The sequence below is a fragment of the Sphingobacterium pedocola genome (genome assembly GCF_015209965.1).
GTDB lineage: Bacteria > Bacteroidota > Bacteroidia > Sphingobacteriales > Sphingobacteriaceae > Sphingobacterium > Sphingobacterium pedocola.
This window is the reverse complement of the sequence record NZ_MU158693.1, coordinates 223,138-237,816: the sequence shown is the minus strand read 5'-3', so window position 1 is coordinate 237,816 and position 14,679 is coordinate 223,138. Positions and strand designations below refer to the sequence as shown.

Annotated in this window: 11 protein-coding genes; 5 read left to right on the top strand and 6 right to left on the bottom strand. The window is 38.4% G+C overall.

What is annotated here, in order from left to right:
• Window positions 1–57 precede the first annotated feature (57 nt).
• On the bottom strand, window positions 58–813 hold the full coding sequence (locus tag C4F40_RS20630; RefSeq protein ID WP_196941316.1) for a tyrosine-protein phosphatase: 756 nt from the start codon (window positions 811–813) through the stop codon (window positions 58–60).
• Window positions 814–984: 171 nt separating this feature from the next.
• Complete coding sequence (locus C4F40_RS20625) at window positions 985–3,648, bottom strand: DNA gyrase/topoisomerase IV subunit A (RefSeq protein WP_196941315.1); 2,664 nt, start codon at window positions 3,646–3,648, stop codon at window positions 985–987.
• A gap of 299 nt (window positions 3,649–3,947) precedes the next feature.
• Here C4F40_RS20625 and C4F40_RS20620 point away from each other — a divergent pair, with 299 nt between their 5' ends.
• Both C4F40_RS20620 and C4F40_RS20615 read left to right on the top strand, forming a co-directional pair.
• Window positions 3,948–4,751 (top strand): alpha/beta hydrolase, encoded by an 804-nt coding sequence (locus C4F40_RS20620; protein WP_196941314.1) that lies wholly within the window; start codon window positions 3,948–3,950, stop codon window positions 4,749–4,751.
• A 91-nt stretch (window positions 4,752–4,842) separates the two neighbouring features.
• Complete coding sequence (locus C4F40_RS20615) at window positions 4,843–5,466, top strand: sterol desaturase family protein (protein ID WP_231390159.1); 624 nt, start codon at window positions 4,843–4,845, stop codon at window positions 5,464–5,466.
• A gap of 25 nt (window positions 5,467–5,491) precedes the next feature.
• On the opposite strand, the gene C4F40_RS20610 is transcribed toward C4F40_RS20615, so the two are convergent.
• From C4F40_RS20610 to C4F40_RS20600, 3 genes are read right to left on the bottom strand one after another with little or no spacing between them, the layout of a single operon-like run.
• Window positions 5,492–6,712 (bottom strand): glycosyltransferase family 4 protein, encoded by a 1,221-nt coding sequence (locus C4F40_RS20610; protein WP_196941313.1) that lies wholly within the window; start codon window positions 6,710–6,712, stop codon window positions 5,492–5,494.
• On the bottom strand, window positions 6,687–7,697 hold the full coding sequence (locus C4F40_RS20605) for a lysylphosphatidylglycerol synthase transmembrane domain-containing protein (protein WP_196941312.1): 1,011 nt from the start codon (window positions 7,695–7,697) through the stop codon (window positions 6,687–6,689). Before C4F40_RS20605 ends, C4F40_RS20610 begins: the two co-directional genes overlap by 26 nt.
• Window positions 7,682–8,857: a glycosyltransferase family 4 protein gene (locus C4F40_RS20600; RefSeq protein WP_196941311.1), complete on the bottom strand. Its 1,176-nt coding sequence runs from the start codon at window positions 8,855–8,857 to the stop codon at window positions 7,682–7,684. The genes C4F40_RS20605 and C4F40_RS20600 overlap by 16 nt, the downstream gene beginning before the upstream one ends.
• Before the next feature lie 300 nt (window positions 8,858–9,157).
• Here C4F40_RS20600 and C4F40_RS20595 point away from each other — a divergent pair, with 300 nt between their 5' ends.
• Window positions 9,158–9,718, top strand: coding sequence for a 2'-5' RNA ligase family protein (locus C4F40_RS20595; RefSeq protein ID WP_196941310.1), 561 nt, complete (start codon window positions 9,158–9,160; stop codon window positions 9,716–9,718).
• A 59-nt stretch (window positions 9,719–9,777) separates the two neighbouring features.
• Here the strand turns inward: C4F40_RS20595 and C4F40_RS20590 are convergent, their stop codons facing one another.
• Entirely contained in the window at window positions 9,778–12,327 is a 2,550-nt protein-coding gene (locus tag C4F40_RS20590) for an ATP-dependent Clp protease ATP-binding subunit (protein WP_196941309.1), read from the bottom strand.
• Between the two features lie 253 nt (window positions 12,328–12,580).
• Here C4F40_RS20590 and ettA point away from each other — a divergent pair, with 253 nt between their 5' ends.
• On the top strand, window positions 12,581–14,263 hold the full coding sequence (gene ettA, locus C4F40_RS20585) for an energy-dependent translational throttle protein EttA (RefSeq protein ID WP_196941308.1): 1,683 nt from the start codon (window positions 12,581–12,583) through the stop codon (window positions 14,261–14,263).
• A gap of 74 nt (window positions 14,264–14,337) precedes the next feature.
• The gene (locus tag C4F40_RS21825; protein WP_196941307.1) at window positions 14,338–14,505 is read left to right on the top strand and encodes a hypothetical protein; all 168 of its coding nucleotides are present in this window, start codon (window positions 14,338–14,340) and stop codon (window positions 14,503–14,505) included.
• Window positions 14,506–14,679 lie beyond the last annotated feature (174 nt).

Here is a 14,679-nt window from a genome sequence, read left to right as displayed (position 1 = left end):
CGTCGTACCTCCTCGAAATGACGGTTATGTTGACTTTTTAGACACCGCCTATTTATTTTAAAGGAGTTCGCTATTTCGTATAGTGCATGGCGTTAATAAATCCGGTATATCGTATTTCAAAGCAACCTGGTTTAATGCGTTTAAATGTTTTTCGTGGTGTAAATCGGTTCCTACAAAATCATACATTCCCGATTTAATTAAGGTCAGTGCAGTAGATTTTACATGTTCACCGTAGTATCTACTAATAGAAAGCAGGTTTAGCTGAAGTGCGCACCCTGCATCTTTAATCTGCTTATAGATGTTAAAGTTCATGTGGTAATAATTATACCGCTCAGGGTGAGCCAGGATAGGTTTTAGTCCCAAATCTTGAATATCTTGAATAGTTTTGAAGAGCGCCTGCGACTCGTTCAAGTAGGACATCTCGACAAGCACGTAATTGTTGGGTAGAGGGCACAATTGATTTGAACTTATCCATTTATCAATACCGGAATCAATCATGTATTCCGCACTAAATTTAATTTTAGTATCATTATCGGCCTCTTTCAGGGCTTGGCTGAGTTTGAGATGCGCCCCACTGATTGTTTCAGGTGTGTTTGGGTGAACATCTTCCATTACATGAGGTGTACAAATAAAATTTTTCAATCCCATTTTATTCAATCTCCGTAACAAATACATGGATTGTTCTACACTTTTGCTACCATCATCAATAGATGGAAGAATATGGTTGTGGATGTCTATTTCCATCCAACTTAAATCGGCTACTTTTTTGTTATTAAGATTATTATTGCCAAAAAAATTACTAAAAAAATTCATCTATTATAAAACGATAAGAAGAGTGTCTGTGCTACAATTTAAATGGTCCAAAAATGACGCCATTATATAGATTAATCTTGCAAAACATCTGTAGGTTGTATAAGTGTCTTGTTTGTAGTTGATTATGTTTAGGATATGTAGCGTTTCAGCTACATATCCTAAACAATATAATTAAAATAGTTCGATTTGTCCGTCATCATCTATCTGGACATCTTCAGGATTCGTTATCTCCAAGGATATTTCTCCTTCTGAGCGAAGTTCTTCTGGTATTGCTTCGTTTGCCGAGCTGGAATTCAAAGACAGATCTATCTCATTGGTTAATAGCTTAATTTCTCTTACATTATGGAAAGAAAGTCTATTTCCCTGAGCCTTCATGCCTTTGAGGTCTATAATTTCATTTAACGGCTGTTCTAATGTTTCAGGTGTTTGGGTTTTTCCTTTAAGAATATCCAATTTGACCACTGCCGATGGGTTGTTTGTTAAAAGAATAAGTTTGGATTTTGGATCATCGTTGATAAATGAATTATTTTTGCCTAATGGGATGTCATCAAATTTGAAACGCTTTACATAATATGTGCCTGTTTTCCCATCTTGATGAATTGCCGTATAGATATGATCTGTTAAGTACTTTTCAATTCGAATCATCTTTTCTTCAAAGTGATTGTTGAGGTCAAAATTTGACAATTCATACGAACCGTCATTCATAATCATTAGAATTTTGTCATCTCCGTCGAATTCCCCTAAAAATGTACCTCTCTCATCTACATTTAGGCGTTTAAGGATCGGATCATACCATATCTTGCGACCTGAGAGCGTGGAGACGCCGGCGCTTTTGAAATTTATTTTCTTTACGGGATATTTGGAGACGATATTACCTTGAGAGCTTCGACCTTTGATCGCCACCTCCGCAAAACCAAGGTCAAATGCAACTTTTCTCAATTTCGTATGTGGTTTAAGCTGTACATGTACCACCTCCGCTTCTCCATTAGCGTTGGCAGTAAAATACAGTAGCTTGGAACCTTTAGCACCTTTTGAAATATCGTATTCTTTGTCGCGTGTAACGGCAGTGACCGCAAACCGTTTGACATAGCTTGTACCTGTAGCCCCATCTTTATATATAGCATTGTAGATGGTGCGTTCGTCGCCTCGTTTGAAAACAGCAACGTAAATAATATCTTTTCCGACAAAAACCTTATCCTGTACTTTGGTGACCATGTATTTCCCGTCTTCACGAAATACGATGATTTCGTCTATATCTGAGCAATCACTTACAAATTCATCTTTCTTTAAATGGGTGCCAATAAATCCTTCGGTACGATTTACATATAATTTAGCATTTGCTAACGCAACTTGTGCCGCCTCAACCTTGTCAAATATCCGCAGCTCCGTTTTACGGGCGCGGCCTTTGCTATATTTTGATCTTAAATGCTCAAACCAGTCTACAGCATATTCAGTTAAATGTCTTAAATTTTTCTTTATCTCCTTGATTTCATCTTCCAAGGCTTTCATTTGCTCATCCGCCTTCTTTACATCAAAACGTGTAATGCTGCTCATCGGTTTGTCAATCAGCTTTTTATAATCTTCTGGGGTGATCTCACGATAGAATTGATCAAAGAATGGAATAAACAACTTGTTTAAAACCTGTGCCACAGTCTCGAAATCCCCCGAATTTTCGTAATCTGGATTTTTGTACATTCCTTGTTGAATAAAAATCTTCAACAGATTGCTGAAGAAAATTTTCTCAAGTAGTTCTTTTAAGCGTATTTCTAATTCTTGCTTTAAAAGAGATTTCGTTTGTGTTGTATTTTCAATTAAGATGTCATTTACACTTAAGAAATGAGGTTTATTATCTCGTATGACACAGGTGTTTGGAGATATCGAGGACTCACAGGATGTAAAAGCATATAATGCATCTATCGTTACATCGGGCGATATGCCAGGAGCAAGATGAATCATGATTTCTACAAACTCTGCAGTATTATCCTCTATTTTTTTTATTTTAATCTTTCCTTTATCATTGGCCGAAACGATACTTTCAATTAACGCGCCGGTCGTTGTACCAAAGGGAATTTCAGTAATAGCTAAGGTCTTTTTGTCCCGTTCTTCAATTTTTGCTCTGACACGAATTTTTCCACCACGTTGGCCTTCGTTATAGTTAGAAACATCAGCTAAGCCGCCCGTAGGGAAATCTGGAAAAATATTTGGTCTTTCTCCTTTTAACACCTGGATGGAACCATCGATTAATTCGATAAAATTATGAGGCATAATTTTTGTCGCCAGCCCCACCGCTATACCTTCGGCTCCTTGTGTGAGTAACAAAGGGAATTTTACGGGCAACGTGATGGGTTCTTTATTTCGTCCATCATAACTTAATTGCCATTCTGTAGTATCCGCATTAAATACAACCTCGGTGGCGAATTTGGACAGTCTTCCTTCAATATATCGAGGTGCTGCAGCAGAGTCACCGGTTACCGGATCTCCCCAGTTGCCTTGACAGTCAATCAATAAGTCCTTTTGCCCTAACTGTACCATGGCATCACCAATAGAGGCGTCACCATGAGGGTGATATTTCATGGTGTTACCGATGACATTCGCCGCTTTGTTGAAGCGTCCATCGTCCATTTCTTTCAATGAATGTAGAATCCGGCGTTGTACGGGTTTGAATCCATCATTTATATGTGGTACAGCGCGATCCAGAATTACATACGATGCGTAGTCCAAGAACCAATTTTCATAGAGACCAGATAATGGTATTGTATTTGAAGTCTGTTCGTTTTCTTGCGGTACTAAATCTTCGGAGTTGTTCTCGTCAGGATAATTCGTTTCGTCACTCATTTAAGCTGTATAACTAATTGTTTCCAATTAAAAATTGTTTGTTTCAAGTGGGGTAAAAATAAGAAAATCTTTGCTAAGTTCTGATACAAATCATAATTCTGTCTGCCGGTAATTTATCCATATTTATTTTTAATATACAAATTAGGAATCTATTTTCGGTTACTCTTACGATGGTATGCATGAGGTTGTCATGCTGTATTCGGTTTGCGAGTGCAAGCCATTTTATTTAAGTTTATAGTGGAGAAACCAATATGAGTGCTGAAAAAGGATTCATCACTATTTAAATATACATTTATCACATGAAAAATTTGATTACGACCTTTTGCTTTTTGTTCTTATTTCTTTCCGCCTTTTCGCAGGAAATGGTTTATCAAGAGACGAAAGATATTACATACACCGCACATAGCGATGGATATAGTCAAGAGAAATGTAAAATAGATATCTATTATCCAGAAAATAAAAAAGATTTTATCACCTTGATCTGGTTTCACGGTGGAGGCCTCACAGGGGGAAGCAAAGAGATACCTGATTATTTAAAGAATAAGGGAATCGCTATCGTAGGAGTAGGGTATCGATTCTCTCCTCAGGTAAAAGTGGTAGATATTATCGGGGATGCAGCTGATGCAGTTAAGTGGACTTTCGAGCATATCGCTGAATATGGAGGCAGTCCGCGGAAGATCGTAGTGGGGGGGCATTCAGCAGGTGCATATTTATCCTTGATGTTGGGATTGAACAAAAGGTACCTGTCTGATAGAAACATTTCTACCGATATGATTTTAGGGATCGCTTCCTTTAGTTCCCAGGCGATTACACATTTCACTGCCCGAAAAGAAAAGGGACTGACTGAGTTTCAGCCTACGGTGGATGAGCTTGCGCCCCTATTTTGGGTACGCAAAGATGCTCCAGCTATTTTATTGATTACGGGAGATCGCGAATTGGAAATGGTCGGCCGATATGAAGAAAATGCTTATCTGAAACGTATGCTCGAGTTAGTAGGGCATACCAACGTAAAGCTTTTTGAATTAGATGGTTATGATCATGGGATGACTTATCCTGCCTATCCTTTGTTACTTAAAGAGCTGGAAAATTGGACAAAAAAATGACAATGACCGGTTTAGCTTTTTAGCACGGAATTCTAATTTTGTAGTATAATTACTGGTTATCCTGATCAGTATTTATATTAATATTGTTCGTATGGCTAAGAAAAATTATGTTTCGAATTCGACCGAATCCGTAAGGATGTTTAAGAATGATTTGTTAGAGTCGTTAACAAAAATACATTATAGCGTGCCTATTATATTCTGGGTTCCTGTAATTATTTACTTTATTTGGAAATCATATGCGCAAGGAGCGATGTCTGTTGGTTCTGTAGTATTGTATTTTTTGTTAGGTTTAGCTTTTTGGACATTAGCAGAATATGTGTTGCATCGATGGGTATTCCACTTTGAACCCAAAAGTGCTTGGGGGAGGCGAATCCATTTTATTTTTCATGGAGTACATCACGATTATCCAAAAGATAGACTCCGCCTTGTAATGCCGCTTTCTGCTAGTATACCGATGGCAACTATTATTTATGTTTTGTTTAGCCTGTTTTTTGCAGAGTATACATTATCCGCTTTTTTTTCGGGTTTTTTATTGGGGTATCTTATCTACGATGAATGTCATTATGCAATGCACCATGCAAACTTCAAATCCGGCCTATTTAAGAAGATTAAAGATCATCACATGTTGCACCATTATTCTGACCCAGAAAAAGGATTTGGAGTAAGTTCTTACCTGTGGGATTTAATTTTTGGTTCTGGATTTCCAAAGAAATGAAAATGGAATCTTGAAATATCGTTTGCTACTTTGGCGTAGAATGGGAGGTATTTAATGTGGTAATAGCCTTAAATATTTCGAAATAGGCCGTCACCATATTATTCCAGTTATAATGTTCGACGGTGTATTGCCTGTATTTTTGAGCGAGCTGTCGATAATCGTCGGGATTAGATAATACCTGTTGAATTTGATTTCTCCACGCCGTCGGATCTCTGCTTGCCAATAATATCCCATTTTTATGGTGCTGAATTGCATCGGTGATGCCCTCGATCTCAGATGCTAATACTAATGTGCCGGAAATTGATGCTTCTAAACAGACAAGACCAAAACCCTCCATATCTCCATCTACATGAATATTCGGCATTAAAAAGGCGATAGCATTGGCCAGTAAAACTTGAAGATCGTCAAAAGCTACTTTTCCTAGATGCTTTACCCGATGATTAATGTTAGGTTGTTTCAATAAGCATCGAATGTCCTTTGCATCGGATGGGTAACCTAGAAATAGTGTGATTAATTGGTAATATTTTTTTGGCAGTAGGCTAAGGGCCCTTTCAAAATAGGTCGTTTTTTTTTGAAACGGTCCGACTAGAATCAATTGTACATCTTGCGGTATCAAGGGAATCACGTCTTTGATGAACCACGAAAATCCTTTACGTTTCACCGGACGACCTAAGGTAATTAGGTAAGGTTTGTTCAAATTTAATTGTGGATACTTCGACATTAAATTTTCCGTATCACTAACGTTTTGACTTCCTCGAGCTAGTCGATGATCTACTCCATTAGGAATTACGACTACTTTTTCTGCAGAGATTCCCCGCTGGATAACTGCGTTGGCGGTTGCATGGCTCACCGCAATGATTAAGTCGAATTTTTCGAATTGAGGAACTATTTTACGTTGGAAATAAGGTAATGGAAATACAACATCCAGACCATGCAGGGTAACGACTTTTTGTAGCTGCGTATAACCTTTATGACGCAACGACAGCGAAGCGACCAGTCCATCATTGAAATGAATAAGGCGAATGTTGGGATGTGCTTTGATTTTTGTTAGTATCCGCCTATTAAGATTCCAAAAAAACGCAAAAATAGATTCTTCTTTTCGGAATACAATGTCATGCGTTTTAGTAAGTTTGCGCATGCCGTTTAAGAGTTCATAGCTCTGTTTTTCCATGCCACCGGTAGCGGGAGGGAATTTATGACTGACGAATAATATTTCGAAATTAAGCTGTGGTGATATTTCGGACATCTTTCTTGATAAGAAAATATAAAAGGAAGCCAATGGCGATCCAACATAATTGGCGCGTGCGCCGTAATAAAGAGACGGTAATCCACAGGCTTATACTTGCTATACCAATGGTCGATAAGGCGAATTTGTTCCCCAATTCTTCTATCCCTAATTGTCCAGGAATGAAAGCACCAAAACTTTTGAAGACAATGCTATACATATCCAAAAAGAGCCCATGTATTACAGTTACATGGTATCCGAGGAAATGTAAAATGAGATAAAATTCCAAACTCCCAACAATCCAATGTGAAAAGAATAAAAAATAGGAGCACCAAAATGCTTTTTTATCATTTTGAAAAAAAAATTTAACATCAAATAATAAGGTGTCGATAGAACGTTTTATTCGCTTCCACTTAGATTCATTATCTTCCACATGAACCGTCTCGAAGCGTTTACTCGTTCCTATCCATACAAATAGCCCTATTTTGGCAATAATCAATACGCCAACGAGTGCATATAGCCAAAAACCAAATAGATTTGAGATTCGGGTTCCCAGGGGAGACAAAAGGAGCCACAGCATCATGGATAAAAATAGTAGAACTTGTGATAATACTGCTGTGATCCGTGAAACAAGAACGGAATTGAGGGCTATTTGTGTATCAATACAATATCGCTTAAGTAGCTCTACTTTGTACAGATCTCCTCCAACAACACTCGTAGGGTTATATAGACCGACGGTTTCGCCAATTTGACGCACGATAAACAGTTGCGAAACGCTAATCTTCTTTTTATCCGCCCCTAAGCATATCCGCCAACCCCACGTTCCTAAAAGATAAGCTAAAAAAGTACATGCAAAAATATATATGGCATGAAAGCCTATGTTGTGGAGTTCTTTTTTAACCGCCGATAGGTCAGTTTTCCAGATGAAGATAGCAATAAAACTGAGTACAATAAAAAGGAGGCTAATCTTCAGATGTTTTTTGTGAATACCTAATTTGTCGCCCATGCAAATTGTGTGTGTGGAAGATTTGCAAGTGAATGCATATCCGAAAAATAACGTTCCGCGAGATTATCCCAATCCAATTGTTTCACATAATCAAATCCGGCAAGTTGTATATCCTCATAAATGGTGGGTTGTTCAATAAGACGCTGGATGAAATAAGCATACTCTTTAGGGCTATTCGGCGTACATTTGAAACCGTTTTGCCCATGTTTGACCAGACCACCACTTCCTCCTCCATTTGCAATCACGCAAGGAAGACCAGAGGCCATCGCTTCAATGACTACATTGCCATATGTCTCAGAAACAGAGGTAAATAGGAAGACATCCGAGGAAGCATATACTTTAGAAAGTTCCTCATGACTTAGTTTGCCTAAAAAGAAAGCGTTCGGCATTTGTGTCATCGCTTCCTTCTTTGCAGTACCATCACCGACCACGATGAAATTGTAATCCATTTCCTGTGATTCCATATAAGCATAGATGTCGAGTAAAGTCTGGATGTTTTTTTCCCAAACGAGTCTGCTCGCGAATAAAATATTAGGTTTTTTATTTTGTGTGATTTGTTGAATATAGGTAATATCTCGTTTTTTGATCGAAAAGAGTTCTAAGTTGATACCTCGTTGCCAAAGCGTCATCTGTTCCCGCGCTATTCCAAGATTTTCAAGTTCAGATATCATCGCCAGCGACGGGACATATAGTTGATCACATGCATTGTAGAACTTTCGCATCGTTTGTTGAATCCAGCTTTCTGCCATCTTAATAAACAGTGGCGCACGACGGAGGTAATAGGGTATATAGGAAACAAAGTGGGTATGGTAGATGCTTAGTACCGGGATATTCCTTTTTTTTGCATATTTCAATGCAAAATATCCCAGAGGAGAGGGGGTAGAAATGTGAATTGCATCTGGCGCAAAATTATCTAAAGCCTGCTCTAAATTTTTTTTTACCATAAAGGGTATGGCTAAGCTGTAATCTGTATTAAGCGGTATGTTGATAGACGGTACACGGTAGGAAAGGTGATGACGAAAGGTCTCGGGCCCTTTTCCATAAATGAAAAAATACTCCATAGAACAGGTGTCTAATCTGTTGATCAATTGAAACATGGTACGGGAAGCTCCGTCAAAATCTTCAATTAAAATTTCGGCAAAAAAGGCGATTTTTTTCATCTGTTTATTTTTTCTCAACGGGTTATTTTTACTACCTAAAATTAAAGTTCCGTTGTTTTTTTAGTGCTAACTTCATGTTAAGGTTGTATGAATATAACGTAGGTTTAATGTAAAGGGTTTATATAGCGGAAATATTTGATATATAAAATCTTAATCTATTGAAGAAAACTCCTTAACGGGTCGTTGTCCAGTTGTATTGGGCGTTAGGGAATTTTCGATAAGATCTATACTGTTAAAACGGGGTGTAAAAGTGGTTTTATAATACAATATTAGTATATTGGAGAAAGTATATTTTTTAGCATGAAATACTCATTAGTTATACATCCAAGTGCAGATTTTATAGATTACGTAAGGGATTTAAAAAAGCAGTTAGAGCAGAAGATAGGATGGTATGCTAGTGTCAATTCTTTAGCACATATTAGTATATGTGAATTCGACTCTGACGAAGTGAATGTTGAAAAAATTAAAACAAAACTCGTCGACTTGGTAGAATTTAAAAAGGCCCAGTATGTTTATCTTAGTGAGTTTAATAGTTACCAGCAACATACATTTTTCATACAACCTTCTATCTATTCCAAGGCCTATCTGAAAGATGTATTCCGTAGTGTAATTATCCATTTAAAGCCGCATATCCTCGGATTATATGAGAACGGCGATGATCCGCATGTTACGATAGCGCGTAAATTGGATGGAAGTAAAATGACTGTAGCAAAGAACTTATTTACGCACATCGACAAAAATTTTTTTTGCGATAGCCTTTCTTTACGAAAATTTAATCCCGAAAAAGGTCAATACGAGATAATTCAGAAATTCCCATTCGGAAACAGGACTAGAGAGGAAGGACAATTGTCCTTATTTTAAGGACAGAAAATACGGTAGTAAGCGAAAAAAGCCGCTCAATTGAATTGAGCGGCCGTTTTTTACTTATTATTTTTACCCTTTAAATCGGACGAAACCGAATTATCATCGTCATCAGCAGACGGTCCTTTAACTATGATTTCTTTTTTGTCTTCATCATAATCAACATGCATAACTGCATTCGCTTTTAATTCTCCTTTCAGAATTTCCTCGGCAATAGGATCTTCTAAATACTTCTGAATAGCACGTTTCAGTGGGCGGGCTCCGAAATTGGTGTCGTATCCTTTTTCAGCAATATATTCTTTTGCTTTGGGTGTCAATTCGATCGTATGACCCAGAGCTTCGATTCTATCAAATAAAGATTTTAGTTCGATATCGATAATTTTGAATATATTTTCTTTTGTTAATGAATTGAAAACAATTACATCGTCAATACGATTCAAAAACTCCGGAGCGAAGGCACGTTTCAATGCCGTTTCGATTACACCCCGTGAATGTGAATCCGCTTGATTTTCTTTTGCTGCAGTAGTAAAACCCACACCTTGACCAAATTCTTTTAATTGACGTACACCAATATTAGAGGTCATAATAATTATTGTATTACGGAAATCCACTTTACGACCCAAGCTATCTGTCAATTGACCTTCGTCCAATACTTGAAGTAATAAATTGAATACATCGGGATGTGCTTTTTCAATCTCATCTAATAATACGACAGCATACGGTTTACGGCGTACTTTCTCTGTCAGTTGTCCGCCTTCCTCATAACCTACATAGCCTGGAGGCGCTCCAACTAAACGAGAAACGGCAAACTTTTCCATATACTCACTCATGTCTACCTGAATCAATGAATCTTCTGAATCAAACATGAATCGCGCAAGCTCTTTTGCCAATTCTGTTTTACCGACACCGGTAGGGCCGAGAAAGATAAACGAACCAATTGGTTTTTTAGGATCTTTCAATCCTGCACGAGTACGCTGGATAGCTCTTACCAGTTTTTGAACGGCATCGTCCTGACCGATAATTCTATTTTTCATAGAATCGCCCATATTCAATAGTTTTTGGCTATCGGATTGGCTTACCCGTTGTACAGGAATACCGGTCATCATCGAGACGACTTCTGCTACATTATCCTCAGTTACCTCATAGCGTTTCGTTTTCGTTTCCGCTTCCCAAACCGCTTTTTCGCGTTCCAACTCTTCAAGAAGTTTTTTCTCTGTATCACGAAGCTTTGCTGCCTCCTCATACTTTTGAGAACGAACTACTTTATTTTTTTCGACTTTTACTTCCTCGATTTTTTCTTCAATATCCAAAATCGATTGTGGTACGTGAATATTTGTCAAATGCACCCGTGAACCTGCCTCATCCAAAGCATCGATAGCTTTGTCTGGTAAAAAACGATCTGTGATATATCGTGTTGTCAATGTCACACAGGCATTAATTGCTTCTGGGGTGTAGTTAACATTATGATGCTCTTCGTATTTGTCTTTGATACGATTTAAGATTTCAATTGTTTCGTCATGACTGGCTGGTTCAATCATTACCTTTTGAAAACGACGATCTAACGCTCCGTCTTTTTCAATGAACTGACGATATTCATCCAACGTTGTCGCGCCAATACACTGAATTTCACCTCTAGCTAAAGCAGGTTTAAACATATTGGATGCATCTAAAGAGCCTGAGGCTCCACCGGCCCCAACAATAGTATGAATCTCGTCAATGAAAAGGATTACATCCGGAGATTTTTCCAATTCATTCATGACTGCTTTCATGCGTTCTTCAAATTGGCCTCTATATTTAGTGCCTGCGACTAAGGAAGCGAGATCTAACGTAACTACGCGTTTGTTGAACAATACACGTGAAACTTTACGTTGCACGATGCGTAAAGCAAGACCTTCAGCAATAGCTGATTTACCAACACCTGGCTCTCCGATTAGAATAGGGTTATTCTTTTTACGGCGGGAAAGAATCTGAGAAACGCGCTCAATCTCTTTTTCGCGGCCAACAATGGGATCTAGTTTACCGTCTTCTGCCGCTCGGGTCAAATCACGGCCAAAATTATCTAAAACTGGAGTTTTAGATTTAATGTCCGATACTTTCTTGGGAGCAGAGAAGTTTTCTTCTTCAGCGTAGTCATCATCGTTCGCAGGAGAACCGGGAACCTCATCGGTTATCGTCGTTTTATTTTGCTCTACTTCGTTTTTGAACAAGTCGTACGACACGTTATATTGTTGCAATATCTGAGACGCAATGTTGTCTTCATCGCGCAGGATTGCCAATAATAAATGCTCGGTTCCGATAATGTCACTTTTGAAAATTTTAGCTTCCAAATACGTTATTTTGAGAACTTTTTCTGCTTGTTTTGTCAACGGCATATTTCCGATAGGTGCTCTTGAAATAGAAGAGCCTTTTACAGCGTCTTCTATCGATTGGCGTATTGCTCCGGTGTCTATAGTAAGATTTTTTAGTATTTTAATCGCTACACCATCACCTTCTCGGATCAGCCCTAGCAAAAGGTGCTCTGTGCCAATATAGTCGTGTCGAAGACGTAAAGCTTCTTCGCGGCTGTATGAGATCACATCTTTTACTCTTGGTGAGAATTTTGCTTCCATGGATAATTACCTTTCTGTATTAAAATAAGTTAAGGATGTTATAAATGTAGGAAATAATTATAAAACCCGTCCTTATTATTTTCGTTAAATTTATCAACAATCACGCCATAGCTGATAATAGTCAAATTGTCAGTTGTAGACACATTAGGTAAACGAATCTCAAGGAATTAATGCGACATCAGTTTTATTTAGCGGAGTAAATTTAATACCTTTGAGAAGTACACAATTTTTATTGAAATATTGGCTTAGATCTATGTCTGACGAAAAAATAATCTTTTCTATGGCTGGGGTAAACAAAATTTACCCCCCTCAAAAACAAGTTTTAAAAAATATATATTTATCATTCTTCTATGGTGCCAAAATCGGTGTCATCGGTCTGAACGGATCTGGTAAGTCGTCTGTGTTGAAAATTATCGCCGGACTTGATAAGTCCTATCAAGGTGAAGTGGTGTTTTCTCCGGGGTATACTGTGGGTTATTTAGCCCAGGAACCTGAACTGGATACCGAAAAGACCGTGCGGGAGATTGTAGAAGAAGGCGTTGCGGAAATAACAGGAATCTTAAAGGAATACGAAGATATCAATGAAAAATTCGGTCTTCCGGAAGTTTATGAAGATCCAGATGAGATGGATAAATTGTTAACTCGCCAGGGCGAACTTCAAGATAAAATTGATGCAACAAATGCTTGGGAGTTGGATAGCAAACTGGAACGTGCCATGGATGCGTTGCGTTGTCCAGAACCAGACGCTAGAATTGCCAATCTGTCAGGAGGTGAGCGCAGAAGGGTGGCGCTATGTCGTTTATTGCTTCAGGAGCCAGATGTATTGCTGTTGGATGAACCTACGAATCACTTGGATGCAGAATCTATCGATTGGTTAGAGCAACATTTGAAACAATACAAGGGGACTGTAATTGCTGTAACGCATGATAGGTATTTCTTAGATAATGTTGCAGGTTGGATTCTTGAACTGGATAGAGGCGAAGGTATCCCTTGGAAAGGAAATTATTCCTCTTGGCTAGATCAAAAATCAAAGCGTTTAGCACAAGAGGAAAAACAAGAAACAAAACGTCAGAAAACGTTGGAGCGCGAATTAGAATGGGTAAAGATGGCGCCTAAAGCACGACATGCCAAATCTAAAGCCCGTCTTCATAATTACGAAAAATTAGCTTCGGAGGAAACAAAAGAACGCGAAGAGAAATTAGAACTTTTTATTCCACCGGGACCTCGATTGGGAAATGTGGTTATTGAAGCAAATAATATTTCCAAATCGTATGGAGATCGTATTTTGTTCGAAAACTTGAGCTTTTCGTTACCTCCGGCCGGAATTGTAGGGATTATTGGCCCCAATGGTGCAGGCAAAACGACGCTTTTCCGATTAATAACGGGACAGGAAGTACCGGATACGGGTACGTTCAAAGTTGGGGAAACGGTGGTATTGGGATATGTAGATCAATTGCACAATGATCTTGATCCCGACAAATCAGTTTGGGAAAATATAACGGAAGGCAACGATAATATTTTATTAGGAAATCGTCCTACGAATTCCAGAGCTTATGTTTCCAAATTCAACTTCAACGGTGCAGATCAACAAAAGAAAGTTGGTGTGCTTTCGGGAGGGGAACGAAATCGTGTACACCTGGCGATTACATTGAAAAATGCTTCTAATGTTTTGCTATTGGATGAACCTACGAACGATATTGACGTTAATACGTTGCGTGCCTTGGAAGAAGGGCTTGAAAATTTTGGAGGATGTGCGGTAATTATTTCTCACGATAGATGGTTCCTAGATCGTATTTGTACACATATTCTTGCTTTTGAAGGTGATTCACAAGTTTACTTCTTTGAAGGGAATTATACTGAATATGAAGAAAATCGCAAAAAACGTCTAGGAGATATAGGACCAAAACGTATTAAGTACAAAAAATTGGTAAAGTAACGTCTTAGAAACCGCTAGATTATTGATAAGCAATTATTGAAACTATTATCGACGGCATCATTACGATTGATAGTATGGGAATATTGGAATCTATTAATCCCGCTGCTTCCGAACTTTTCAGTTATGAATCCGTCGAAGTGATAGGAAATAATATCTCGATGTTAATGCCGGAACGAAGACGGTGGCCTGTTGGCCGGGAGAATGACAGGGGAAGAGGTGCGGCTGCATTACGTCTGCCTTAGTGCTGTCTTACCTTTTCCTGGGTAGCCCTAAGATAGTACTAAGGCAGACCTAATATACCGGTAGAAGAAGGTCGGGTATTGGTCGGGAGAAAGGCAGGAGAGGGGCAGTGGCAAATTTATCGTTAACAGTTCCAGCGTTTTACGGCAGACCTTTAAAAATAACGTTTAGTTTAC